Source organism: Polynucleobacter nymphae, assembly GCF_018882155.1.
Lineage (GTDB): Bacteria > Pseudomonadota > Gammaproteobacteria > Burkholderiales > Burkholderiaceae > Polynucleobacter > Polynucleobacter nymphae.
This window is the reverse complement of the sequence record NZ_JACVPA010000001.1, coordinates 1,439,396-1,463,657: the sequence shown is the minus strand read 5'-3', so window position 1 is coordinate 1,463,657 and position 24,262 is coordinate 1,439,396. Positions and strand designations below refer to the sequence as shown.

At 45.5% G+C, this 24,262-nt stretch carries 23 protein-coding genes and 1 other RNA gene; 5 read left to right on the top strand and 19 right to left on the bottom strand.

The genetic code is table 11. The annotated features are described in order from the left end of the window. Positions 1–27 precede the first annotated feature (27 nt). The 3 genes from ruvC to ruvB are packed head-to-tail and all read left to right on the top strand — an operon-like array spanning position 28 to position 2,258. Positions 28–546 (top strand): crossover junction endodeoxyribonuclease RuvC, encoded by a 519-nt coding sequence (gene ruvC / locus ICN29_RS07645; protein ID WP_216131344.1) that lies wholly within the window; start codon positions 28–30, stop codon positions 544–546. A 29-nt stretch (positions 547–575) separates the two neighbouring features. After that, positions 576–1,160 (top strand): Holliday junction branch migration protein RuvA, encoded by a 585-nt coding sequence (gene ruvA, locus ICN29_RS07640; protein WP_216131341.1) that lies wholly within the window; start codon positions 576–578, stop codon positions 1,158–1,160. A 27-nt stretch (positions 1,161–1,187) separates the two neighbouring features. Next, complete coding sequence (ruvB, locus tag ICN29_RS07635; RefSeq protein WP_216131338.1) at positions 1,188–2,258, top strand: Holliday junction branch migration DNA helicase RuvB; 1,071 nt, start codon at positions 1,188–1,190, stop codon at positions 2,256–2,258. Between the two features lies 1 nt (position 2,259). Here the strand turns inward: ruvB and ICN29_RS07630 are convergent, their stop codons facing one another. After that, positions 2,260–2,634, bottom strand: coding sequence for a nuclear transport factor 2 family protein (locus tag ICN29_RS07630; RefSeq protein ID WP_216131336.1), 375 nt, complete (start codon positions 2,632–2,634; stop codon positions 2,260–2,262). A gap of 12 nt (positions 2,635–2,646) precedes the next feature. Beyond that, a complete protein-coding gene (tyrS, locus tag ICN29_RS07625) occupies positions 2,647–3,879 on the bottom strand; it encodes a tyrosine--tRNA ligase (protein ID WP_216131333.1) in 1,233 nt (410 codons plus the stop codon). A gap of 73 nt (positions 3,880–3,952) precedes the next feature. On the opposite strand from tyrS, the gene ICN29_RS07620 reads away from it, so the two are divergent. Further along, positions 3,953–5,080 (top strand): anhydro-N-acetylmuramic acid kinase, encoded by a 1,128-nt coding sequence (locus tag ICN29_RS07620; RefSeq protein ID WP_216131330.1) that lies wholly within the window; start codon positions 3,953–3,955, stop codon positions 5,078–5,080. Between the two features lie 26 nt (positions 5,081–5,106). On the opposite strand, the gene erpA is transcribed toward ICN29_RS07620, so the two are convergent. The 4 genes from erpA to rplM all read right to left on the bottom strand — a co-directional run bounded on the left by erpA (position 5,107) and on the right by rplM (position 7,593). After that, positions 5,107–5,481, bottom strand: coding sequence for an iron-sulfur cluster insertion protein ErpA (erpA, locus tag ICN29_RS07615; RefSeq protein WP_216131327.1), 375 nt, complete (start codon positions 5,479–5,481; stop codon positions 5,107–5,109). Positions 5,482–5,574: 93 nt separating this feature from the next. Beyond that, complete coding sequence (gene argC, locus ICN29_RS07610; RefSeq protein ID WP_216132148.1) at positions 5,575–6,633, bottom strand: N-acetyl-gamma-glutamyl-phosphate reductase; 1,059 nt, start codon at positions 6,631–6,633, stop codon at positions 5,575–5,577. A 120-nt stretch (positions 6,634–6,753) separates the two neighbouring features. Next, positions 6,754–7,155, bottom strand: a complete 402-nt coding sequence (gene rpsI, locus ICN29_RS07605) for a 30S ribosomal protein S9 (RefSeq protein ID WP_216131324.1) — start codon at positions 7,153–7,155, stop codon at positions 6,754–6,756. Between the two features lie 9 nt (positions 7,156–7,164). After that, entirely contained in the window at positions 7,165–7,593 is a 429-nt protein-coding gene (gene rplM / locus ICN29_RS07600) for a 50S ribosomal protein L13 (RefSeq protein ID WP_071466176.1), read from the bottom strand. 410 nt (positions 7,594–8,003) lie between these two features. Between rplM and ICN29_RS07595 the strand changes: the two genes are divergently transcribed. Continuing rightward, positions 8,004–8,426, top strand: coding sequence for an OsmC family protein (locus ICN29_RS07595; protein ID WP_216131322.1), 423 nt, complete (start codon positions 8,004–8,006; stop codon positions 8,424–8,426). On the opposite strand, the gene rnpB is transcribed toward ICN29_RS07595, so the two are convergent. The 13 genes from rnpB to ICN29_RS07530 form a co-directional block, all read right to left on the bottom strand. Then, an RNA gene (rnpB, locus tag ICN29_RS07590) (RNase P RNA component class A) lies at positions 8,427–8,735 on the bottom strand. Between the two features lie 57 nt (positions 8,736–8,792). After that, entirely contained in the window at positions 8,793–9,848 is a 1,056-nt protein-coding gene (gene pyrC / locus ICN29_RS07585; protein ID WP_216131319.1) for a dihydroorotase, read from the bottom strand. Positions 9,849–9,850: 2 nt separating this feature from the next. Further along, entirely contained in the window at positions 9,851–11,194 is a 1,344-nt protein-coding gene (locus ICN29_RS07580) for a glycerate kinase type-2 family protein (RefSeq protein WP_216131317.1), read from the bottom strand. Positions 11,195–11,203: 9 nt separating this feature from the next. Further along, complete coding sequence (locus tag ICN29_RS07575) at positions 11,204–13,027, bottom strand: ABCB family ABC transporter ATP-binding protein/permease (RefSeq protein ID WP_216131314.1); 1,824 nt, start codon at positions 13,025–13,027, stop codon at positions 11,204–11,206. A 9-nt stretch (positions 13,028–13,036) separates the two neighbouring features. Then, positions 13,037–13,486 carry a dihydroneopterin triphosphate diphosphatase gene (gene nudB / locus ICN29_RS07570; protein WP_216131311.1) on the bottom strand — a complete coding sequence of 150 codons (450 nt, stop codon included), beginning with the start codon at positions 13,484–13,486 and terminating at the stop codon, positions 13,037–13,039. Positions 13,487–13,512: 26 nt separating this feature from the next. Beyond that, positions 13,513–15,312, bottom strand: a complete 1,800-nt coding sequence (gene aspS, locus ICN29_RS07565) for an aspartate--tRNA ligase (protein WP_216131308.1) — start codon at positions 15,310–15,312, stop codon at positions 13,513–13,515. Positions 15,313–15,328: 16 nt separating this feature from the next. After that, positions 15,329–15,982, bottom strand: a complete 654-nt coding sequence (locus ICN29_RS07560) for a DUF502 domain-containing protein (RefSeq protein ID WP_216131305.1) — start codon at positions 15,980–15,982, stop codon at positions 15,329–15,331. A gap of 52 nt (positions 15,983–16,034) precedes the next feature. Beyond that, positions 16,035–17,621 (bottom strand): ubiquinone biosynthesis regulatory protein kinase UbiB, encoded by a 1,587-nt coding sequence (gene ubiB, locus ICN29_RS07555; RefSeq protein WP_369411647.1) that lies wholly within the window; start codon positions 17,619–17,621, stop codon positions 16,035–16,037. Between the two features lie 3 nt (positions 17,622–17,624). After that, positions 17,625–18,245: a ubiquinone biosynthesis accessory factor UbiJ gene (locus ICN29_RS07550; protein WP_216131302.1), complete on the bottom strand. Its 621-nt coding sequence runs from the start codon at positions 18,243–18,245 to the stop codon at positions 17,625–17,627. A 53-nt stretch (positions 18,246–18,298) separates the two neighbouring features. Then, positions 18,299–19,201, bottom strand: coding sequence for a Tim44 domain-containing protein (locus ICN29_RS07545; RefSeq protein WP_216131299.1), 903 nt, complete (start codon positions 19,199–19,201; stop codon positions 18,299–18,301). A 68-nt stretch (positions 19,202–19,269) separates the two neighbouring features. Next, the gene (gene ubiE, locus ICN29_RS07540; RefSeq protein ID WP_216131297.1) at positions 19,270–20,013 is read right to left on the bottom strand and encodes a bifunctional demethylmenaquinone methyltransferase/2-methoxy-6-polyprenyl-1,4-benzoquinol methylase UbiE; all 744 of its coding nucleotides are present in this window, start codon (positions 20,011–20,013) and stop codon (positions 19,270–19,272) included. Further along, positions 20,013–20,399, bottom strand: a complete 387-nt coding sequence (locus ICN29_RS07535; RefSeq protein ID WP_216131293.1) for a gamma-butyrobetaine hydroxylase family protein — start codon at positions 20,397–20,399, stop codon at positions 20,013–20,015. Before ICN29_RS07535 ends, ubiE begins: the two co-directional genes overlap by 1 nt. Next, complete coding sequence (locus ICN29_RS07530) at positions 20,399–24,238, bottom strand: DUF3683 domain-containing protein (RefSeq protein ID WP_216131290.1); 3,840 nt, start codon at positions 24,236–24,238, stop codon at positions 20,399–20,401. The genes ICN29_RS07535 and ICN29_RS07530 overlap by 1 nt, the downstream gene beginning before the upstream one ends. Between the last annotated feature and the right edge of the window lie 24 nt (positions 24,239–24,262).

The window sequence follows — 24,262 nt, the reverse complement described above, 5'->3', positions numbered from 1 at the left end:
AAAAAGATTAGGAAATATTAAGCTCCCATGCGCTGGATTGGAATCGACCCAGGTTTACGTACTACTGGCTTTGGTGTCATTGATGTTGATGGCCAAAAACTCACTTACGTCGCCTCTGGGACAATTGAGAGTGGAGATCCAGCTAAAGGTTTACCAGAGCGCTTGGGCGCCCTCTATGCCGGCGTAAAGGAAGTACTAGATACCTACAAACCAGAGTCTGCTGCGATTGAAGAAGTGTTCTTGAATGTCAATCCACGCTCAACCTTAATGCTCGGTCAAGCTAGGGGTGCGGTGATTGCTGCACTAGTATCTGCAAAACTACCGGTTGCCGAATATAGTGCTTTAAGGGTGAAGCAAGCCATTGTGGGTACGGGCCGCGCTGCCAAGCCCCAAGTGCAAGAAATGGTTAAACGCTTACTAAAACTGAATCGCGCCCCAGGGCCAGATGCCTCAGATGCTTTAGGTGTCGCTATCTGCGCCGCTCATCATGTACAAGTTCCGAAAGCTATCACTGCAGCATTGGCTCCCAAGAAACGTAGCAAGTAAAAATACACATCACAGGTTAAGATCTTTATATGATTGGTCGCATTCAAGGAATCCTCGTTTCAGTTCACCCTCCAAGGCTCTTGGTTGATTGCCAAGGCATTGGATATGAGGTGGATGTTCCAATGAGTACCTTATACCAACTACCCCAAGCAGGTGAAAAAATTACTCTCCTCACCCACTTCCAAGTGCGCGAGGATGCGCAACAGCTTTTTGGCTTCGCTACTGAGACTGAGCGCGAAGCATTTAGGCAACTGATTAAGATCAGTGGTGTTGGCTCTCGAACAGCGTTAGCCGTTCTATCCGGCATGAGTGTGAACGAACTAGCTCAAGCGATTGCCCTGCAGGAAGCGAGTCGCCTGACCCAAGTTCCTGGCATTGGTAAGAAAACTGCTGAGCGTCTCTGTCTAGAGCTTAAAGGGAAGTTAGCCCCGGATCTTGGTATTACTGCCGGGGGCAAGCCTCAAGCTATTGAAGCCAGTAGTGAGGTATTACAAGCACTCTTGGCTCTAGGCTATTCAGAAAAAGAGGCACTCTTGGCACTCAAACAAATCCCTCCAGACACCTCGGTCTCTGATGGCATACGAATGGGCTTGAAGTATCTATCTAAGCCCTAAGTAGATAAACACCACTACACTTGCAGTATGGCAATTCATACCGACGACCTAAGCGCTATTCCTGAAGATTTACCGGAAGGTAATGACCGTATTGTGAGTGGTGGAGCAGGTAATTCTGAAGCCATCTTTGAAAGAGCACTTCGCCCTAAACAGCTCGATGAGTATGTTGGTCAAACGAAGGCAAGGGCACAACTAGAGATATTCATCAGCGCCACCAGAGCTCGCCAAGAAGCGCTAGATCATGTTCTGCTTTTTGGGCCTCCTGGACTTGGAAAGACTACGCTGGCGCACATTATTGCGCGAGAGCTTGGTGTGAACTTACGTCAAACTAGCGGTCCTGTTCTTGATAGGCCCGGTGACCTCGCTGCATTACTGACTAATTTAGAGACTAATGATGTGCTCTTCATTGATGAGATCCATCGCCTTTCTCCAGTTGTAGAAGAAATTCTCTATCCTGCCTTAGAGGACTACAGTCTTGACATCATGATTGGTGAAGGGCCTGCAGCCCGCAGTGTCAAGATTGACCTCAAACCATTTACTCTAATTGGCGCAACAACGCGTGCTGGCATGCTGACTAATCCATTGCGTGACCGCTTTGGTATTGTGGCAAGACTGGAGTTCTACACCACTGAAGAGCTCACCAAAATTATCAATCGCTCGGCAAGTCTATTAAAAGCAGATATTGATCCTGAAGGCTCAGTAGAAATTGCAAAGCGTGCACGTGGCACCCCGCGGATTGCAAACCGCTTATTACGTCGTGTACGTGACTATGCAGAAGTGAAAGGCACTGGCACGATTACCAAAGCCATGGCTGATGCCGCATTGAAGATGTTAGATGTGGATCCAAGTGGCTTTGATGTGATGGATAGAAAATTGCTTGAAGCCATCTTGCACAAATTTGGTGGTGGCCCGGTTGGAATTGATAACTTGGCTGCTGCCATTGGCGAAGAACGAGACACCATTGAGGATGTCATAGAGCCTTACCTCATTCAACAGGGTTACTTACAAAGAACCTCAAGAGGCCGCATAGCAACCCGTCAAGCCTATGAGCATTTTGGTTTGACGCCACCAAGCGGCAATAACAACTTAGACTTATAAATTAGCTAGCAATCAGATCAGCGTAGGCAATACATTTCCACTGGGTATCGAGTTTTTTCCAAACACTCAGGCGCGGGGAAAACTCTGGTGATAACTCTTTGCCATCGCGATACTCTAAAGCCGCAATCCAAAAACTTACTATCAGATTGTCATCGGCCTGCGTTACCTTGAAATCCTTAAACTGAACTGGTCCAAGGTGCATTTCTTTCATGAGGCGCATGGCGCTTTCTTTATCACATGAGCCTTGGGAACTGACAAACTGGCAACCCGGGGCAAGCATTTTTTCTAAAGCTTCCCAGTTTTTATCTTGAATCAACTTTACTGAAAGTCGCTCTAAATTTTCGGCCTCTATTTCAATACTTTTTTTATCGCTCATATCAGCTGTGCTTTAAGTAAGTATTACTTTCGCAAACTTGCGCTTGCCTACTTGCACAACATACGTTCCAGCCTCAATCTTTGCCTGTTTATCAGCAATAGTTTCACCATTAATCTTCACACCGTTTTGCTCGATGTTGCGGTTGGCTTCTGATGTAGATGGGGCTAGTCCTGCAGCCTTTAGGAGGTTGGCGATCACCATCGGGGCGCCAGAAAGATTGACCTCTGGAATCTCATCGGGTACGCCACCCTTGGCCCGATGATTAAAGTCTTCTAAGGCTTTTTCAGCAGCAGCTTGCGAATGAAAGCGTGCCACGATTTCTTGTGCGAGAAGCACTTTGCAGTCTTTTGGATTGCGCCCAGCAGCAACTTCTTGTTTCATCAAATCAATTTCGGACATTGGGCGGAATGACAATAAAGTAAAGTAATCCCACATCAAGTCATCAGAGATGCTTAGGAGCTTTCCAAACATCTCGCCAGCAGGCTCGCTAATGCCAATGTAATTTCCCTTGGACTTACTCATTTTCTCAACACCATCTAAACCAACCAACAAAGGCATAGTCAAAATACATTGAGGCTCTTGGCCATATTCACGCTGGAGTTCACGTCCAACTAAAAGATTGAATTTTTGATCCGTGCCACCAAGCTCTAAGTCACTCTTCAAAGCTACAGAGTCATAACCCTGCATAAGGGGGTATAAAAATTCATGAATGGAGATTGGTACACCATTACGATAGCGCTTCGTAAAGTCATCACGCTCGAGCATTCTGGCAACAGTATGTTTCGCAGCAAGTTGAATCATCCCTCGTGCACCCAATGGATCACACCACTCACTGTTGTAGCGCACTTCTGTTTTAGCAGGATCTAGCACCATACTTGCTTGACGATAGTAGGTCTCTGCATTCACAGCGATCTCTTCTGCGGTCAATGGCGGACGTGTAGCATTGCGACCAGATGGATCACCAATCATGCTGGTGAAGTCACCAATCAAGAAAATTACGGTATGCCCTAAATCTTGCAACTGCCGCAATTTGTTCAGAACAACGGTATGTCCCAGATGAATATCGGGTGCAGTAGGGTCTAAACCCAATTTAATACGCAAAGGAGTCTTGGTAGCTTGGCTGCGGGCTAATTTTTGAACCCAATCCGCCTCAACCAATAGCTCATCACAACCGCGTTTAGTGACTTCAAGCGCTGCAAAGACTTCAGGGGTCAATGGATATTTTTGTTCTGGTTTGGCCGTCATACCGATTCGGTTACTGATACAGTTATTGAGTATTTCAATTGTTAAGCATAATTGTCGCATTCCTGAGAACCAGATGAACAAACCGCACTCCCTCTATATTGGCCTCATGTCTGGCACCAGCCTAGATGGGATTGATGCTGTTTTGGCCAAGATCGGACCCAATGGCGAAACGAGTGCCCAAGCGGCTGTGAGTGCCCCTTTCTCGCCAGAACTACGTCAAACGCTATTTGACTTACAAACCCCTGGGGCAAATGAGCTTCACCGAGAAAGGCAGGCTGGAATTGCCTTAGCTCTAGCCTATGCTGAGGTAGTGAGCCAATTACTCAAAAAAGAGAATTTAAAACCATCTGACATTACTGCTATCGGTGCCCATGGTCAGACTATTCGTCATCAACCACACCTTGGTGATATGGCCTATTCCCACCAAACACTTAATCCTGCCCTCTTGGCAGAAAAGACAGGTATCGATGTCGTTGCTGATTTTAGAAGTCGCGATCTAGCGGCTGGCGGACATGGGGCTCCTTTAGTACCCGCTTTTCATGCGCAACAATTTACTTCCTCTGAAAATTTAGCGATTCTCAATATTGGCGGCATTGCTAACCTCACGCTATTACCCACAAGTGGTGCAGTTACAGGTTTTGATTGTGGCCCTGGCAATATATTGATGGATGCTTGGATTGCAAAGCATCAAGGCAATACCTTTGATGAAAGTGGCAATTGGGCACTACAAGGCAAAGTGAATGAAGCGCTTCTAAAGGTGATGTTGTCAGATTCCTTTTTCATAAAAATACCACCGAAAAGTACAGGCAGAGATGACTTTCATCTCAATTGGTTGCAAGAAAAAATGGGTAAAGATCATCATCAAGCCGAAGATGTCCAAGCAACGCTGCTGCACTTAACTGCGCATTCAGCATTAGAGGCTTTAGTTAGTCATGCCCCGCAAACCCAGAAGCTCATTGTCTGTGGCGGTGGCGCCAGAAATAATGCATTGATGAACCTACTTAAAGTTAAAGCGCAGCACCTCTTTCAACAGCCTTTGGAAATTATTACAAGTGATGCTGCTGGTATTGACCCACAACTCGTTGAAGGTCTGGCCTTTGCATGGCTTGCTTGGGCTCATAAAGAGAAACGGCCAGCAAATTTGCCAGCCGTTACGGGAGCGAAGGGTCCTAGAATTTTAGGCGCTTACTACCCTGCTTAAGGGCGCTGCTTAAATTCTCTATTTATTTAAGCGGAGAAAGAAGATCCGCAACCACAAGTAGTCGTTGCATTTGGATTCTTAATTACAAACTGTGAACCGTTGATGTCTTCTTTGTAGTCAATCTCAGCACCAACTAAATATTGGAAGCTCATTGAATCTACTAACAAAGTAACGCCATTCTTTTCAAAGAGTGTGTCATCTTCATTTACAGCATCATCAAATGTGAAACCGTACTGAAAACCAGAGCACCCACCGCCTTGAACGAATACACGCAGTTTCAATTCTGGGTTGCCTTCTTCAGCAATCAGGTCAGCTACTTTTGCAGCAGCACTATCCGTAAACACCAATGGGGTTGGTGGCTCAGCTAAATCTTGTGTGGGTTGCGTGGCTAATTGGGTCATGATTTACTCCTAATTCAAAAGGCAATACTTATATTCTAGGCTTTTAATGCTTAGTTTGCTGAAGGGGTATTAATGGACAAAAGTACCCCTTAGTTACGGGGAAACCGCAATCTGGGTGAGGCCAGTCGTCTCAGGCAGGCCAAACATCAGGTTCATACACTGAACACCTTGCCCAGAGGCACCCTTCACCAAATTGTCTTCCACCACCAAAATGACCAGGGTATCGCCGCCGCCAGGACGATGAATAGCAATTCGAATGCCATTGCTACCCCGCACAGAACGAGTCTCTGGATGACTGCCCGAGGGCATGATATCCACAAATGGTTCATCTTTGTAGAAGCTTTCATACAGCTTTTGATAATCAACCTCTTTGCCAGCTTCGGTCAAACGTACATACAAGGTCGAATGAATCCCCCTCACCATTGGCGTGAGGTGCGGCACAAATGTCAGCCCAATTTGATCGTGATCAGCAATGGCTTTTAAGCCCTGCACAATCTCCGGAAGGTGACGATGGCCTTTAACGCCATAAGCTTTAAAGTTATCGCTTGCTTCAGCTAGTAAGGTGCTAATCTCAGCCTTACGTCCAGCACCCGAAGTACCAGACTTAGAGTCAGAAATAATATGAGTGCTATCAATTAACTGCTTACCACCAATGGATTTGGGGGAGAGTAATGGCGCAAGGCCAAGCTGTATAGAGGTTGGATAGCAACCTGCTAAACCTACTACACGAGCTTTCTTAATAGCTTCACGGTTAATTTCTGGCAAACCATACACCGCTTCTGCCAGAATCTCTGGGCAGCTATGTTCCATGCCATACCACTTGGCGAACTCTTTCACATCCTTCAATCTGAAGTCAGCAGCTAAATCCAAAATCTTGACATTATTAGCAAGCAATTCTTTTGCTTGTGCCATAGCAACACCATGTGGGGTTGCAAAGAACACTGCATCACATTCATTAAGTTTGGCTTCATCTGGGGTCGTAAATTTAAGATCAACATAACCGCGCAAAGATGGGAACATCTCAGCAACTGGCGTACCAGCTTCAGTCCGAGATGTAATAGCAACAATCTTTACCTCAGGGTGCTGCGCTAACAAACGCAACAATTCCACCCCGGTATATCCTGTGCCACCAACGATGCCAACCTTAATCATGTCTTTCTCCAAGATGCCAACTAAGCGAAGTTCTGAAACAAACTTCACAATACCTCAATTGTAGAAACAAAAAGGGCCGCTTGCGCGACCCTTTCGAAAAACTTCACTGACCGAAAGAAATTAGCGCTTGCTGAACTGCTTACGACGACGCGCGCCGTGCAGACCAACCTTCTTACGCTCAACTTCACGAGCATCACGAGTCACCAAACCTGCTTTAGACAGGGTTGGTTTCAAGGTATTGTCATAGTCAATCAAGGCACGAGTAACACCATGGCGCACCGCACCAGCTTGCCCAGTTTCACCGCCACCAGAAACGTTTACTTTGATGTCAAAGGTCGTTAAGTGGGCTGTGAGAGCCAAAGGCTGACGAGCGATCATGCGCGATGTTTCACGAGCAAAATACGTATCGATAGGCTTACCGTTAACGATAATTTCGCCCTTGCCAGATTTAATAAACACGCGCGCAACAGAACTCTTGCGACGACCCGTACCGTAATTCCAATTTCCGTAATTAATAGCCATTTGGTTTCCTTAAATCTCTAACGCTTTTGGCTGTTGAGCCGCATGCGGATGATTGGCGTCGCCATAGACTTTTAATTTCTTAATCATGGCATAGCCTAGTGGGCCTTTTGGCAACATACCCTTCACAGCCTTCTCCAAAGCACGACCTGGAAAACGATCTTGCATCTTGTCGAAGTTGGTCGAGCTAATACCACCTGGGTATCCGCTGTGACGGTAATAGATCTTATTCAAGCCTTTGGTGCCTGTGACACGCAGCTTAGAAGAATTGATGACAACAATAAAGTCGCCGGTATCAACGTGTGGTGTGTATTCAGGCTTGTGCTTGCCGCGTAGACGGTGTGCCACTTCACTGGCGACACGACCGAGGACTTTGTCCGTAGCGTCAATCACGAACCATTCATGCACTACCTCATGGGATTTTGCAGAAAAAGTTTTCATGATTTCTCAAATTGTTATAGTCAACAAAAAATTACTCCAACCAAACTACGTCCACCTTGGCCCTGCTTATGTTTGCAAGCTCGCAGATTCTGCAATTGAACTGGTAAAACAATTACCGCTGACTAGTTCGGTAATTCAGTAAAGCCTTGAATTGTATCCTAAAAAAAGCCCAGGAACGAGTCCTGGGCTGGAATCCACCTTTGTTTGGGTGGAGGAGACACTGGGAGGTAAGTCGCAGTCTTATACAAGACTGACTACCAATATGGTTATTGTATCGAGAACTATGGTGCGATGCAAGAAAATTGACCAAAATCAAGTTTTCGGACTAATACTAGTCTCTCGCTAAGATAGGTGAATATTGGTAAACTATTGATAATATTGATTAATTTAGTAAGTTAGGGATCACTAATATGGAATGCCGAGTATCTTGGTTGGGCAATAGTGGAATGGCCTTTTCAGCCGAAACAGGCAGCGGCCACCTCGTCAATATGGACGGCGCTCCTGAGGCTGGGGGTAGAAACCTAGCTCCTAGACCAATGGAGCTGCTTTTAGCCGGTGCAGGGGGCTGCTCTGCATTTGATGTGGTTTTAATCCTACAGAAGGCTCGTCAAGCCATTAGCGGATGTGATGTCACCCTGCAGGCTGAGCGGGCTACAGAAGACCCTAAAGTCTTTACTAAGATCAATTTACATTTCACGGTCAAAGGCAAAGACCTTGATCAAACCAAGGTAGATCGTGCGGTCAAACTTTCACATGAAAAATACTGTTCAGCCACTACCATGCTCGCCAAAACAGCTGAACTGACTTACAGCATCGAAGTCATTTCGGAATAAGTGCAGAGTCAATCGATAAGCCGGATTCTGTCGCCTAGACTTTTCAATCTAGGGGCAATCATTCCTCTAGGCCGGCAGTTACCTGACGGCTCAAGCTCCCTACCCGCAGACTCAGCGGGACGCCTCATCGCCTGCTTACTTGGGATTGCTCCAGGTGGAGGTTGCCGCGTTTCACCGTAACTAAATACGCTCGTCTCTGTGGCCCTATTCCTCACGTCGCCGTGGATGGCCGTTAGCCATCACCCTTCCCTATGGAGTCCGGACTTTCCTCCCCCTCAATAAAGAGGCGGCGATTGCCCAATTGACTCTGCGCCTGCAGTCTAACGCAGTCAGGGCAAATTGGCTTGTAAAAAGGTAGGTGTGTATTTAAATCAGTGACCAGGCGATTGTTTCACCAGCACGCAGCGGAACAATCGTGTCATTACCCAGCGGTAATTCAGCCGGGATCTTTTGTGCCTGTTTGGCGAGGGTAATTTTTTTAGTATTACGCGGCAAAGAATAAAAATCGGGGCCAAAGAAACTGGCGAATCCTTCCAATTTATCTAACTTACCAACGCTCTCAAATGCTTCAGCATATAAACCTAAAGCATTGAATGCACTGTAGCAACCAGCGCAACCACAGGCTGTCTCTTTATCTCCCTTAGCATGGGGCGCACTATCCGTACCTAAGAAGAAACGAGGATTCCCGCTGGTAGCCGCCTCTAAGAGAGCAACACGATGCTCTTCACGCTTTAACACTGGCAAGCAGTAATGATGTGGACGAATACCGCCAGAAAAAATCGCATTACGATTCATCAGTAAATGCTGGGGGGTAATCGTGGCCGCCAAAGTATTACTAGGAGTTGCAGCATCACGAACGTAGTGTGCTGCTTGTTTAGTAGTGATGTGTTCGAACACAATCTTAAGCCCTGGAAAATCTTTACGCAATGGCTCAAGTACGGTATCAATGAATACTGCTTCACGATCAAAGATATCAATCTGGGCAGTAGTGACCTCTCCGTGGACCAAGAGTGGCATGCCTACTGACTGCATTGCCTCTAAAACTTTATAGCAGCGCTTAATATCACTAACGCCCGCATCGCTATTGGTAGTGGCACCAGCGGGATATAACTTAAACGCAACAATACCTTCCGCTTTAGCTTTATGTACTTCATCGGCAGACGTATTGTCAGTGAGATATAAAGTCATCAGCGGCGTAAAACTACTAATACCTAAAGACTTTAAGTTCGATTCAATACGTGTGCGATAGGCTTTAGCTAAGTCGGCAGTAGTAACTGGCGGTTTTAAGTTAGGCATGATGATCGCACGTGCAAATTGTTGAGCAGTATCCGCTAATACATCTTTCATCACCTCACCATCACGAATATGTAAATGCCAGTCATCAGGCTGGATCAGTTCAATGTGTAAAGGGCTATTAGACATAATTATTTATTAAGCAAAATGATGCGGAAATCATTCACATTCGTAAGTGTAGGGCCAGTTTCTACCAAAGCGCCTAATTCTGCAAAGAAGCCATAGCAATCATGGGCAGCCAAGAATGGCTCAGGAGCAATTCCTTTAGCTAGACTGCCCTTACGAATATCGCCCGTAAACCATGCGCCAGCATTTTTTTCACTACCATCTATACCATCAGTATCTGCAGCTAAAGCTGCTAAATGAGGTAAATCTTTCGAGGCAGCAAAGAGCGAGAGTAGGTATTCACTGCAACGACCCCCGCGACCTTTAATACCAGTAGGAATAGTAACGGTACATTCGCCACCAGAAATCAGCGCAAGCGATTTATCAGCTTTCTTAGATAAATGCTCTTTAGCTAATTGCGCTTGACTAATGCCGACAGTCTGCGCTTCACCAGTAATCGTATCGCCCAGAATAATGGGCTCATAACCTTGGCTACGCACATAATCTGCAGCAGCCTCCAAGCTTTTATAGGCCGTTGCAATGACATGATTGGCTACTTGAGCACTGACTAAATCAGCATCTTTTAAGGTCTCTGGCTTTTCTCCTGCAAGGCCTTGCTTTAAATGACTGAGGACAGATGCGGGAATCTCATCTTTACCCAAATGATATTTTTCAAAGATAGCTAAAGCATCTTGATATGTTGAATAATCGGCTGCACACGGCCCACTCGCGATATCTGCTGGTGAGTCACCAGTCACATCGGAGATAAGTAATGCCTCTACGCGTGCCCCATGAGCAATGGCAACTCTTGCTAAGTTACCACCCAAAATTGCAGATAAATGTTTACGAACAATATTCATTTCTTCAATCGGAGCGCCACTTCGCAAGAGTGCTTCAGTAGTTTGACGTATGTCATCAATGGAGATGCCCTCTTGAGGCAATGTCAGCAGGCTTGAACCGCCACCAGAAACGAGGGCAATCAATACATCGCCTGGCTTCAATTGCTGGGTTAATGCATATATTGCCTTGGCACCATTCATGCCGGCTTGATCTGGCACCGGATGACCAGCTTCAATAATTTGAATATGACTAGTGGGCGATGCATGCCCGTAACGAGTCAACACTACGCCCTCTAGTTTTACTTGGGGCCAGTGAGCTTTTGCATATATCTCTAGTGCGCTAGCCATGGAAGCACTAGCCTTACCAGCGCCCACTATCAAGCATCTCCCTTTAGGCTCTTGCCCAGCAGGAAATATCTTGGCTAAATATTGTGGAACGATGACTTGAGGATCGGCCACAGCAACAGCTGCGGCAAAGGCATTTTTTAAAATATCTTCCGTAGAAGTTAGCTGAGTATTTTGTTGAGTCATCAAGCTATTCTAATCAAGAGCAGCACGTTCTTGCATTTGCCACATCTCGGCATATTTACCTTGGGCCGCCAGCAGCTCCAGATGGGTGCCCCGCTCCACAATTTGCCCATGTTCCATCACTAAAATTTGATCGGCATGAGTAATGGTTGATAGCCGATGGGCAATGATGAGCGTAGTACGATTTTTAGCCAAACTCAGTAATTCTTCTTGAAAAGCCCTTTCGGTTTTGGAATCCAGGGCGGAGGTAGCCTCATCAAAAATGAGCATTGCTGGCTTTTTCAACAAAGTTCGCGCAATCGCAACACGTTGTTTCTCGCCACCAGAAAGCTTCAAACCCCTCTCACCTACCTGGGTATCGTAGCCATCTGGTAAGCGCTTGATAAAGGCATCAATTTGAGCTGCTCTAGCTGCCTCTTGCACCTCTTCAATGGATGCTGAAGGATCGCCATAAGCAATGTTATAGCCAATCGTGTCATTAAATAAGACCGTATCTTGCGGAACGATACCAATCGCTTTACGCAGAGAGGCCTGTGTCACATCTTGAATATTTTGTCCATCAATCAAGATCTTTCCAGACTGCACATCATAAAAACGAAACAATAATCTAGCTAAAGTACTCTTACCTGCCCCACTTTGTCCAACCACGGCAGTGATTGTTCCCGCTGGAATCTTAAAGCTCACATCATGGAGGATTTCTCGTTTAGCGTCATAGTGAAATGATACGTTCTCAAAACGGACATCAGGCCCATGACCATAATTTTCAATATGTAGCGGCTTAGCATTTGGTGAGTCTGCAATCTCTTTATCGGTGTTCAGTAAAGAAAACATGCGCTCCATATCCGTTAGGGATTGTTTGATCTCGCGGTAAATCACACCCAGGAAATTGAGTGGAATATACAGCTGAATCATTAGGGTATTAACGAGTACGAGGTCGCCAAGAGTCATGGTGCCGTCTACTACACCGAGCGTAGCGCGCCACAAAATTAAGACTAAGCCAACTGCAATGATTGTTTGCTGACCAAAATTAAGAATTGCTAAAGATTTTTGTGACTTAACAGCGGCGGCCTGATAGTGCACTAAATTTTTGTCATAACGACTTGCTTCAAAAGCTTCGTTACCAAAATACTTCACAGTCTCAAAGTTTAATAAAGAGTCAATTGCTTTCTGATTTGCCTTGGAATCCATGTCATTCATGGTCTTACGAAAATGAGTGCGCCACTCTGTTACCACTACAGTAAAAACAATATAGAAAACCAAAGCGCATAAGGTAATTGCAGCAAACCAAATATCGTATGAGTAGGCTAAATAACCCAACACCAAAATGAACTCAACAAGTGTTGGCAGGATGCTATATAAAGAGTAAGCAATCAGAGACTGAATCCCACGGGTGCCGCGTTCAATATCGCGACTGACACCTCCGGTTTGGCGAGCCAAGTGAAAGCTCAGCGCTAAAGAATGCAAATGCTCAAAGACTTGGAGAGCCACTTTACGGACAGCGTTTTGGGTCACACGAGCAAATAGAAACTCGCGCAACTCGGCAAATAAGGAAGCAGACATTCGTAGAAGCCCATAAGCCAAAATGAGCCCCACTGGAACCACGAGCAAGGCTTGTGGAGAATCTGCCCTGACGTTTAAATTATCAATTAAACGCTTTAGTAAAATAGGGATGCCTAGATTGGTAACCTTAGCAGCAACCAAGCAAGCTAGGGCAATCGTTACTCTAAATTTATATTCCAGTAGATAGGGAATTAAATCACGAATGACCTTCCAATCGCTTCCCTGTGAAGGCTTGGAATCTACTCGTGAATGATGCTGCCCAGATGATGGTCTCATTGCTCTATCTTATTCCTTAGTCTTTGAGAACAACTTCAGAATGGCTTCACCATTGCTGCGAGAGAAGCATTTCTCGGCCGCCTCTGCGAAGGGCAACCATTCATATGCCACATGCTCTCTTGGGGACAGTTTGATAGATGTGTTGTCCGGAACTTCTAACGCAAACCAATGTTCAGTATTTCTAGTAACACCAGGCGCATAACGAAAGCGCCAATCTGGGTAAATTTCGTACTCAATCTGATGATGCAGATTGTGCAATGCGCCAGCAGACAACCGATCAACGGCAATACCTGTTTCTTCAAATACCTCACGTGTAGCCGCTAATGCAAGATCTTCATCTAGAGCATCAAGACTACCGGTGACAGATTGCCAGAAATTTTCTCTATCCGCACGCTCTATTAATAAAACCTCCCCATTCGATTTATAAATAACAACTAAAACCGAAATAGGGATTTTCAAGATAGATTAGATGCTGCTTTGCTGATTTAAGCAACTGGAGTAGCTTGGCGTAAGCGAATGTGCAATTCACGAAGTTGACGCTCATCTACTGGGCTAGGAGCTTGAGTCAATAAGCACTGTGCACGTTGCGTTTTAGGGAAGGCAATCACATCACGAATTGATTCAGCACCAGTCATCATAGTCACAATGCGATCTAAGCCGAATGCAATGCCACCGTGTGGAGGTGCACCATATTGAAGAGCATCCAATAAGAAGCCAAACTTGGATTGGGCTTCTTCAGGGCCAATCTTCAAAGCACGAAATACCTGACTTTGCACTGCCTCTTGGTGAATGCGGACTGAACCACCACCAATTTCACTACCGTTGAGCACCATGTCATAAGCTTTTGCCAAGCACTTACCTGGATCAGACTCCAGATACTTCATGTGCTCGTCTTTCGGGCTTGTAAACGGATGATGGCAAGCAACCCAACGCGCTTCACCTTCGTCGTAATCAAACATTGGGAAATCAACTACCCACAGTGGCTTCCACCCTTCAGTAAAGAGACCATGCTCTTTACCCCAAGCAGAATGGCCAATGCGCAGGCGTAAATTACCGATTGCATCATTCGCCACTTTTTCTTTATCGGCTCCAAAGAAAATAATGTCGCCATCTTTAGCGCCAGTGCGTTTTAAGATACCTTCGATGGCTGCGTCATGCAAATTCTTGACAATTGGAGATTGCAAGCCATTGCGGCCTTCAGCCACAGAGTTCACCTTAATCCATGCCAAACCTTTAGCGCCATAGATGCTGACAAACTGGGTGTAGTCATCAATCTCGCTACGACTAATTCCAGCCCCACCAGGGACACATAAGCCTACTACGCGGCCACCTTCTTGATTGGCAGCGCCAGAGAAGACCTTGAAGTCAACATCTTTCATTAAATCAGTCAATTCAGTGAACTCGAAGTTCACACGCAAATCTGGCTTATCAGATCCAAAACGCGCCATACCTTCTGAATAAGGCATGGTTGGGAATGGATTAGGCAATTCAACATTCATCGTCTTCTTGAAAATATGACGAATCATGTTTTCAAAGAGCTCGCGAATCTCTAGCTCGCTTAAGAAAGCAGTTTCACAGTCAATCTGAGTAAATTCAGGTTGGCGATCTGCGCGCAAATCTTCATCACGGAAGCATTTGGTAATTTGGTAATAACGATCAAAACCAGCCACCATCAATAACTGCTTAAATAATTGTGGAGATTGTGGCAATGCAAAGAATTGACCATCATGCACACGTGAAGGAACCAAGTAATCGCGGGCCCCCTCTGGTGTACTCTTGGTGAGCATCGGAGTTTCGATATCAATAAAGCCAGCTTCATCTAAATAACGACGGCACTCCATTGCAACGTTGTAACGCAAACGTAAGTTCTTTTGCATCTGCGGGCGACGTAAATCTAACACTCGATGCGTAAGACGAGTTGTCTCGGATAAATTCTCATCATCAATCTGAAACGGTGGAGTCACAGATGCATTCAAAATCACCAGGCTATGACAAAGGATTTCCACTTTTCCACTAACTAGATCATTATTTTCAGTTCCAGCAGGACGTGCACGCACGAGCCCTTTAATCTGAATACAGAACTCACTGCGTACTTGCTCAGCCAAAGCAAACATCTCCGGACGATCCGGATCGCAGACTATCTGGACAAAACCTTCGCGGTCACGTAGGTCAATAAAGATCACACCCCCGTGGTCACGACGGCGATTAACCCATCCAGCAAGGGTAACTTCTTTACCAATCAGTGAATCGGTTACCTGTCCACAGGTATGGCTTCGCATCGACATAACAATTTCCTATAAATCAAAGGTGGCGTGGTGACTGAGGTGCAGTCAATCCACTAGAACTATTAGGGGGTACAGAGCCCATGGAAACAATGTGTTTCAACGCTTCCTCTACGCTCATCTCCAGTTCAATCGTTTGTGCACGCGGCACAATCATGAAAAAACCAGAGGTAGGATTTGGAGTGGTTGGCAAGAATACATTTACATAGTCCTCGCCGAGTTTAGCTGTTACCTCTCTTGCGGGAATGCCTGTTTGAAATGCAATTACCCAAGAATCAGCATGTGGATAACGAATCAATAAGGCTTTGCTAAAGGCCTGACCACTTCCAGAAAATAGAGTAGATGAAACCTGCTGAACACTCGAGTAGATCGAACGCACAATCGGAATGCGATTGACAAACTTATCCCAAATCTTTAACCACCATTGACCAGCAAAACTAATCGCCAGTAATCCAGTGAACATAATGACTGCAATCACAATCAATATTCCAACACCCGGAAGGTCACGGAAATGCTGGAGATCTAATGCGGTATCGCTTGGAAGAACCACAATGATGGCATGCATCACTGAGCCAAAAACGCCGTCGAGCAAACCCAAGCCCCACCCAATCACCCAAACGGTGACTGCCAGTGGTACCCAAACAAGGATGCCTGCGATAAAGTATTTTTTCATGTGTTCTGCCTAGCCGGCTATTTTAGCGGTTTAGAGAGTAAGCAGCTTTAGACTAGTAAATGCCTAGGCTGATAATCAAAATTCCAGCTAAAAAGCCAGCCGTAAAGAGAAGGCCTCCCGCCACTAGTCGGTGAGTACGCCTTTCTTCAAGCAAAAGTGCTTTTAGGGCCTCTAGCTCGCCATTTTGGTCTTTTGTCTGATTGCGTCCTTGCACCAAGGCATCAGCAATCAAACGGGGCAAAGTTGGCAAAATCTTAGCCCAAGAAGGCGCTTCTGCTTTTAAGCCCTCAATTAAGCCGCGCCAACCCAATTGTTTACTGATCCATTTTTCCAAAATAGGCTTGGCAGTTTTCCATAGATCAAGATCGGGGTCTAGTTGGCGTGCCAGACCTTCGACATTCAAGAGTGTTTTTTGTAAGAGTGTTAACTGTGGCTGAATTTCCACTTTAAAGCGGCGCGATGTTTGGAATAAACGCAACAAAACTAGTCCAAGAGAAATTTCTTTGAGCGGACGATCAAAATAGGGTTCGCAAACTGAACGTACAGCGCCCTCTAATTCTTCAACCCGCGTATCAGCAGGTACCCAGCCAGATTCAACATGCAATTCTGCAACGCGTCGGTAATCACGATTAAAGAATGCTAAGAAATTAAGTGCTAAATAATTTTTATCAGATTCGCTCAGTGCGCCAACAATACCAAAGTCTAAAGAAATAAAGCGGCCAAATGTTTCTGGCTCAAGGCTGATCATGATGTTTCCAGGGTGCATATCTGCGTGAAAAAATCCATGCTCAAACACTTGAGTAAAAAATATCTCCACACCATCAGCAGCTAACTTTTTAAGATCTACACCAGCAGCGCCTAGCTCTGCAATTCGCCCAATGGAAATACCATACATTCTCTCCATCACAATTACGTTGGTATGGCATAGATCCCAATACATCTCAGGAATCATTAATTGCTGTGAATCAACAAAATTTCTACGTAACTGACTTGCATTAGCAGCTTCACGCATTAAATCCAATTCATCGTGTAGATAAGTATCGAACTCAGCAACGTTCTCACGTGGCTTTAAACGACGTCCGTCTTCAGAGCTTTTTTCAATAATCTTTGCTAAGTCATACATCAAGGCGATGTCGCCTTCAATCACTGGCAGAATGCCGGGGCGCAATACTTTAATAGCAGCTGCTTGACCATCCCATTCAGGATGTTTTTCAGTAGCGCGCAAAACTCCAAAATGGACTTGTGCGACAGAGGCGCTCGCTACAGGTGTGGCATCAAAACTCATAAATACTTCTTCGATCGGCTGGTCAAGTGCTTTCTCAATTAAGCGACGTGACTCTTCATTCGAAAATGGAGGAACTTGATCTTGTAGCTTTGCCAGCTCATCTGCAATATCTTCTGGCAATAAATCTCGTCGTGTTGAAAGTACTTGTCCAAATTTCACAAAGATGGGGCCGAGCGCCTCTAGTGTCAAACGAATACGCTCGCCCCTAGGTAAGTTGAGGCCAGGCGAGCTCCAGCAGATAACAGTGAGAATGCCCCTACCAACTCCTGGCTTCAGAATATCGCGTAAGAGCGGTAACAAGCCATAACGCCAAGCAGTGAAGAAAATAAAACAGAGACGAGCAATTCGACGCACGATTTATCTAACCTTTTGCTCTAAGAGTTGAATGCGCTTTTCGATTCGATCCACAGATTCGCGCAAGTCATTTAATTCGGATTTATGCGCTATAAAGTCTCGCTTGTTCAAAAGGACTTTTCTTTCTTCACTGACATACTCCACGACATTGTCCAGCAAATCAGATGCTGCAGAACGAGAGGCAGAAATAAATTTCTTACCTTGTCTCACAGCAAAATTTGCAGGTGCATCACCAACTAAACGGGCCAAATCTTCTTCATATTCCCAGCGCAGCTGTCCTGCTAAGCGGCCTATTAATTGAGCTAAGTCTGCATCGCCAGTGAGCTTCACCGCTTTAAAGGCTTGCTCACGCAAACTACCTGAGCTCGCCGCTAATTCGCCTAATGCTTTGCTTGATACCTCTAAAGTCAAAGAGGGGTTCTGCGCTTCTTTTAAAACATTTAATAAACCAGCAGAAGAAATCTCAAAGCAAAGATTGCCCAAGGGCAGTTCAAGCAAAATAGTTTTGCCAGCATGCTTAGCTAGTGCTGTAGATGCCCATGGCTCACTACCCAATACATGGTTGATCCCGCGGCAAGTGGCGCCGGCGGCTATCGTATGGGTAGAAGATAAATGCGTATTCATGAGTGTAAAAAACCCGCACTAGTGCGGGTTTTCCAATGGAAAGTACCTAAAGCTTAAACCAACTGCGAGATACCTGCTAGTACCCAGCCTCCAGGGCCCTCTACCGGCTTACTTAAATTCCAGATTTCGGAGAAGTCGCTTGCTGGAGCGCCTACTTGTTCCCGAATCATGCCGCTAAACTGAATGCTACAGAAATAATGCGCATCTATAGTCTCAATGCCAATAAGCTTGGCATTGATAGTGACGACATCTGTTTGATTGGTGGTATCGGTCCTGCCTGCTAAATCCTGCTGAATTGTGGCAAACATGTCAGGCGTCGTAAATTCACGCAAAGCAACAAGATCGCCTTGATCCCAGGCTTTTTGCAAAGTAGCAAAGTACTGCTTTGCATTCTCAAGGAAAGAGCGCTCATCAAAACCGGGGGGCAATGTCGATTGAAACACTTCAGACTCAGTACTCATACCACCGAAGGCATTTGCTGCGGGAGTAAAGGCAGGTTCTTGTCTAGGAGCTTGCTCGATATTAGTTCTCTGCAGACCTTTTGGAGCATTAGCACCTGCACCAGACATCGCTGGCAGCAATCTACGAATCACAAACATGATGGCAAAGCCTGCCAACACAGCAATTAAGAGTCCAGTAATCATGGAGGATGCTGCTTCACCCATGCCAAAATGGGATAAAAGATAGCCAATACCCAAACCGGCAGCTAAGCCACCTAAGAGGCCACCCATGCCGCCAAAACGACTAGGCGCAGGGGCTTGAGGGGCTGGAGCTGGCGCAGCAGGTTGCGCTTGTTGTGCTGGCTTTTGCACTGGAGCAGCTTGCTTTTGCATTGGTGCACTAGGCGCGCGTCCAATACTTTTACCGCCACCCAAACGCGCAGCATCAACATGAGCTACAGATGCAAACATTAATGTGAGACTTAAAAGAACTGCTTTAAAAAAATGCTGATTCATTTTTATTTATCCCTTGTTATAACTTTCGAACTGCATTAGTTTTTAATAGCTTAAAAACTATACAACTATCAGTATTTAATACCAATATGTAAGGCAACGATACCCCCAGTTATCCTATGGGTTTCCACTTCATCAAAACCTACTCCTAACATCATTTCTTTGAGGGTTTGGGCATCTGGGTGCATACGGATAGATTCCGCTAAATAACGATAACTTTCTGAATCTTGTGCAATCTTCTCACCCAACCAAGGCAAGACCTTGAATGAATAAGTATCGTAAATGGGCTGTAAAAATGCATCGGGTTTAGAAAACTCCAAAACCAATACCCGGCCACCTGGCTTAATCACACGACACATTTCGCCCAATGCTACATCTTTATGAGTCATATTGCGTAAGCCAAATGCCACAGTGACAACATCAAAATGCTGATTCGGAAACGGAATTTTTTCAGCATCAAACTGCACACAAGGTAAAGCCATACCACGATCCAATAAACGATCGCGACCAACACCCAACATCGAGGCATTAATATCACTTAACCAAACTTGCGCATCAGGATTGTGACCCCAATCTGTTGCTTTAGCAAATGCTGCCGCAAGATCCCCAGTGCCTCCAGCGATATCTAAAACCTTTTGCCCTGGCCGAACATTTGCACGCGCAATAGTGATTTTTTTCCACATGCGATGCAAGCCAAATGACATTAAGTCATTCATCACATCATATTTACTTGCTACTGAATGAAATATCTCGGCAACCTTGCCAGCTTTTTCAGCCTCATCAACACTTTGATAACCAAAATGAGTTTTACTCATTAGTGACTTCCACAAGAATGGCCAGCAACTACCATCGGTGCATCACGATCAAGGCCTGCAGCTGTCAACCTATCTAAATGCTCTTTCCACAACTGCTCTTGGTTCTCGCACAGGTACTGCAAGTAATCCCAAGAATATAAGCCTGAATCATGGCCGTCAGAAAAGCTAGGCTTTAATGCGTAATGGCCAACAGGCTCAAGATTAGCAATCAAAACATCACGCTTTCCAGTTTGTAAAGTCTCTTGCCCTGGACCATGACCTTGAACTTCTGCGGAAGGTGAGAGCACTCTCAAAAGCTCAAAGGGCAGCCGATAGGTATTACCGTTCTCATATGAGAGCTCAAGCACCTTAGATTGCTGATGTACCACGATATTGTTAGGAATCATTAGACGAGAACCCTTTCAATGCCACCCTGATTTGCTTTAGCAACATAATCTTGCATCCAGTTTTCACCAAGTAATTTTTGGGCCATCTCAACCACAATGTAATCAGCAGTAGTAGCACTATCTGCATCGAAACGGGTTAGACCTTGCAAGCAAGATGGGCAACTTGTTAATACTTTGACATCACCATTAAAGCTGTCCTTGCGTAAATCATTCGCAGCTTTTTCCATCTCAATTTGCTTACGAAAGCGAACTTGAGTAGAGATATCTGGCCTAGTAACCGCTAAGGTTCCAGACTCGCCGCAGCAACGATCATTCTTTAAAATCGCTTTACCATCTTCCAATTGAATCAATTCATTTACGGTTTTCAAAGGATCCTGCAGTTTCATTGGAGAATGACAAGGGTCGTGATACATATACTTCACACCCGTAACTCCAGAGAGCTTAACGCCTTTTTCTGCTAAGTACTCGTGAATATCAATAATGCGGCAACCTGGGAAAATCTGTTCAAACTGGTAGCCAGCTAACTGGTCATAGCAAGTTCCGCAAGAAACTACTACGGTCTTGATATCCAAGTAATTCAGAGTATTGGCAACCCGGTGAAATAACACGCGGTTATCCGTAATCATCTTCTCAGCTTTATCAAAATCACCATTACCCCGCTGTGGATAACCGCAGCATAAATAACCTGGGGGTAGCACTGTTTGCACGCCAACATTCCACAGCATTGCTTGGGTTGCTAAACCCACTTGTGAGAAAAGGCGCTCAGATCCACAGCCCGGGAAATAAAATACCGCTTCGGTATCAGCAGAAGTTGTTTTCGGATCGCGAATAATCGGCACATAGTTTGCATCTTCAATATCCAACAAAGCACGGGCAGTTTTTTTAGGTAAATTACCGGGCATTTTTTTGTTTACAAAGAAAATTACCTGCTCAGTGATGGTCGGCTTACCAACGGTTGCAGGGGGATGAGCAGTTTGCTTTTTAGCAAATTTACGCAGAACGTCATTGCCCAGACGTTGTAGCTTATAACCCCAACCAATCATGGCCTTACGAACCAAATTAATGGTCTCTGGACTGGTTGCATTCAAGAAAAGCATTGATGCTGCTGTGCCTGGGTTAAAACGTTGCTGACCCATCTTACGCATGAGGTTACGCATATTCATTGTCACATCGCCAAAGTCAATATTGACTGGACAAGGCGTCAAGCACTTATGGCACACAGTACAGTGTGCTGCCACGTCATCAAACATTTCCCAATGGCGAATAGAAACACCGCGGCGGGTTTGCTCTTCGTACAGGAAGGCTTCTATTAATAATGAGGTAGCCAAAATTTTGTCGCGTGGGCTATATAGCAAATTAGCGCGAGGTACATGGGTCGCACAAACTGGTTTGCACTTACCGCAACGTAAGCAATCTTTCACGCTATCGGCAATCGCTCCAATATCACTTTGCTGCATGATGATGGACTCGTGCCCCATCAAGCCAAAGCTCGGCGTATAGGCCATGCTCAGATCCGCATGCGGCATGAGCTTACCTTTGTTGAAGCGCCCCTCAGGGTCTACACGATTCTTATAACTGCGGAAATCTTTGAGTTCCGCTTCAGTTAAATACTCAAGCTTGGTAATACCAATACCGTGCTCTCCAGAAATTACACCATCTAAAGAGCGGGCCAACTTCATGATGCGATCGACTGAGTGATGGGCGTCTTGCAACATCTCATAGTCATCAGAGTTCACTGGAATATTTGTATGAACATTACCGTCACCAGCATGCATATGCAAAGCGATAAATACCCGTTTGCGCAAAATATTTTTATGAATCGCTTCAAGCTTAGTAAGAATGGGTTCGAATGCTAAACCCCCAAAGATAATGCGCAATTCAGAGCGGACTTCTTCTTTCCATGAGGCACGCAAACTGTAATTTTGTAGTTGCGGGAAATAGGCATCCATCTGCGTAAGCCAATCAGCCCAGCGAGTTCGTACCTTAGTAATGAGCTCTAGAGCCTGCTGAACGCGATCTCCTAAGATTTCTGCAGTTGGAATCTCATACTCTTCATCGCTCTTACCTAATGGCAGAGCACTCTTTTTCAGAAATAACTCTAGACCATCGAGTACTTGTAATTTATTTTTTAGAGATAGCTCAATATTGATGCGCTCAATGCCATCGGTATACTCGCCCATCCGCGGCAAGGGAATGACCACGTCTTCATTAATTTTGAATGCATTGGTATGCCGAGCAATAGCTGCTGTGCGGGCACGATCTAACCAAAACTTTTTACGAGCCTCTGCACTGACTGCAACAAAGCCTTCGCCAACACGTAAGTTTGCCATGCGGACAACTTCGCTAGTGGCTGCTGCAACTGCTTCTTCATTATCGCCAGCAATATCCCCAATCAACACCATCTTAGGCAAACTATTGCGCTTGGATTTTGTGGAGTAACCAACTGCCTTTAAGTAACGGTCGTCCAAATGCTCAAGACCGGCCAAAATCGGGCCGCCCTGTTTGCTTAAGCCGTCTAAATAGGCTTTGATCTCCACAATACTCGGAATAGCTTCGCGTGCTTGACCAAAAAACTCGAGGCAAACAGTACGCATAAACTTGGGCATGCGATGCAATATCCAAGTGGCGCTGGTAATGAGTCCGTCACAACCTTCTTTTTGAACGCCAGGCAAACCAGATAAAAATTTATCCGTGACGTCTTTACCTAAACCTTCTTTGCGGAAACGTTTGCCTTCAACTTCTAATAATTCTGTTTTTAAAATACGTTGGCCAGGCTCACTATTTCCATCAGACCATGTCAGCTGAAAGCGGACAGTAGCAACATCATGAATCTTGCCAAGGTTGTGCTCAAGACGCTCCACATCCAACCAATTACCTTGCGGATCAACCATGCGCCAGCTTGCAAGATTATCGAGGGCGGTACCCCATAAAACAGCTTTCTTGCCACCAGCATTCATGGCGATATTGCCACCAATACAGCTTGCATCAGCAGAAGTAGGATCAACTGCAAACACCAGTCCAGCATGCTCTGCAGCATCGGATACACGACGGGTTACCACTCCAGCACCAGTAAAAATTGTAGGCACTTCATGATCAAGGCCCGGTAAGCGTTTGCTCTTCACGCCATCAATTTGCTCAAGCTTCTCAGTATTAATCACCGCAGACATGGCATACAGAGGAATAGCGCCACCGGTATAGCCAGTACCGCCTCCACGAGGAATGATCGTGAGACCTAATTCAACACAAGCTTTAACCAAACCAGGAATCTCAGATTCGTAATCAGGCTTCAGAACAACCAATGGGAATTCAACACGCCAGTCAGTTGCATCTGTTACGTGTGCTGCACGAGATACGCCATCAAAACAAATATTGTCACTAGCGGTATGACGACCTAACTCCTTGTTCGCGCGCTTGCGGATTTGCTCAACTTCTTTAAAGCCTTTTTCAAAACTTTCAATAGCGCGGTCAGCGGCGTTTAATAAAACTTCTACTTGATCAGCAGAATCGCCACTGTTCCGTTTTTTGACTTCGCCCAAGCGATGCCATAAAGCGTCGATCAATTGTTTACGACGATCAGGGCTATCTAATAAATCGTCCTGCAAAAATGGATTGCGTTGTACTACCCAAATATCACCCAAGATTTCAAATAACATTCGCGCAGAGCGGCCAGTACGACGGACGCCACGCAAGTCATTGAGAACACGCCATGACTCCTCGCCCAGCAAGCGAATAACAATCTCTCGATCTGAAAAGGAGGTGTAGTTGTAGGGAATTTCACGAAGACGGGGAGAGTCTGCCTCAGCGTCCAACAACTGGTTCAAAGCTAATGGGGCATTCATAGCGACATATTTGATAAATAAGCA

Coding starts and splice junctions, on each gene's coding strand:
- rpsI (WP_216131324.1), bottom strand. CDS start 7,155: ATGGCTATTAATTACGGAAATTGGAATTACGGTACGGGTCGTCGCAAG.
- ICN29_RS07580 (WP_216131317.1), bottom strand. CDS start 11,194: ATGACTCAACAAAATACTCAGCTAACTTCTACGGAAGATATTTTAAAA.
- ruvB (WP_216131338.1), top strand. CDS start 1,188: ATGGCAATTCATACCGACGACCTAAGCGCTATTCCTGAAGATTTACCG.
- ICN29_RS07620 (WP_216131330.1), top strand. CDS start 3,953: ATGAACAAACCGCACTCCCTCTATATTGGCCTCATGTCTGGCACCAGC.
- rplM (WP_071466176.1), bottom strand. CDS start 7,593: ATGAAAACTTTTTCTGCAAAATCCCATGAGGTAGTGCATGAATGGTTC.
- tyrS (WP_216131333.1), bottom strand. CDS start 3,879: ATGACGGCCAAACCAGAACAAAAATATCCATTGACCCCTGAAGTCTTT.
- ICN29_RS07630 (WP_216131336.1), bottom strand. CDS start 2,634: ATGAGCGATAAAAAAAGTATTGAAATAGAGGCCGAAAATTTAGAGCGA.
- ICN29_RS07530 (WP_216131290.1), bottom strand. CDS start 24,238: ATGAATGCCCCATTAGCTTTGAACCAGTTGTTGGACGCTGAGGCAGAC.
- aspS (WP_216131308.1), bottom strand. CDS start 15,312: ATGTCGATGCGAAGCCATACCTGTGGACAGGTAACCGATTCACTGATT.
- argC (WP_216132148.1), bottom strand. CDS start 6,633: ATGATTAAGGTTGGCATCGTTGGTGGCACAGGATATACCGGGGTGGAA.
- pyrC (WP_216131319.1), bottom strand. CDS start 9,848: ATGTCTAATAGCCCTTTACACATTGAACTGATCCAGCCTGATGACTGG.
- erpA (WP_216131327.1), bottom strand. CDS start 5,481: ATGACCCAATTAGCCACGCAACCCACACAAGATTTAGCTGAGCCACCA.
- ICN29_RS07575 (WP_216131314.1), bottom strand. CDS start 13,027: ATGAGACCATCATCTGGGCAGCATCATTCACGAGTAGATTCCAAGCCT.
- ICN29_RS07595 (WP_216131322.1), top strand. CDS start 8,004: ATGGAATGCCGAGTATCTTGGTTGGGCAATAGTGGAATGGCCTTTTCA.
- ICN29_RS07535 (WP_216131293.1), bottom strand. CDS start 20,399: ATGATTCCTAACAATATCGTGGTACATCAGCAATCTAAGGTGCTTGAG.
- ruvA (WP_216131341.1), top strand. CDS start 576: ATGATTGGTCGCATTCAAGGAATCCTCGTTTCAGTTCACCCTCCAAGG.
- ruvC (WP_216131344.1), top strand. CDS start 28: ATGCGCTGGATTGGAATCGACCCAGGTTTACGTACTACTGGCTTTGGT.
- ubiE (WP_216131297.1), bottom strand. CDS start 20,013: ATGAGTAAAACTCATTTTGGTTATCAAAGTGTTGATGAGGCTGAAAAA.
- ICN29_RS07545 (WP_216131299.1), bottom strand. CDS start 19,201: ATGAATCAGCATTTTTTTAAAGCAGTTCTTTTAAGTCTCACATTAATG.
- ICN29_RS07560 (WP_216131305.1), bottom strand. CDS start 15,982: ATGAAAAAATACTTTATCGCAGGCATCCTTGTTTGGGTACCACTGGCA.
- ICN29_RS07550 (WP_216131302.1), bottom strand. CDS start 18,245: ATGAATACGCATTTATCTTCTACCCATACGATAGCCGCCGGCGCCACT.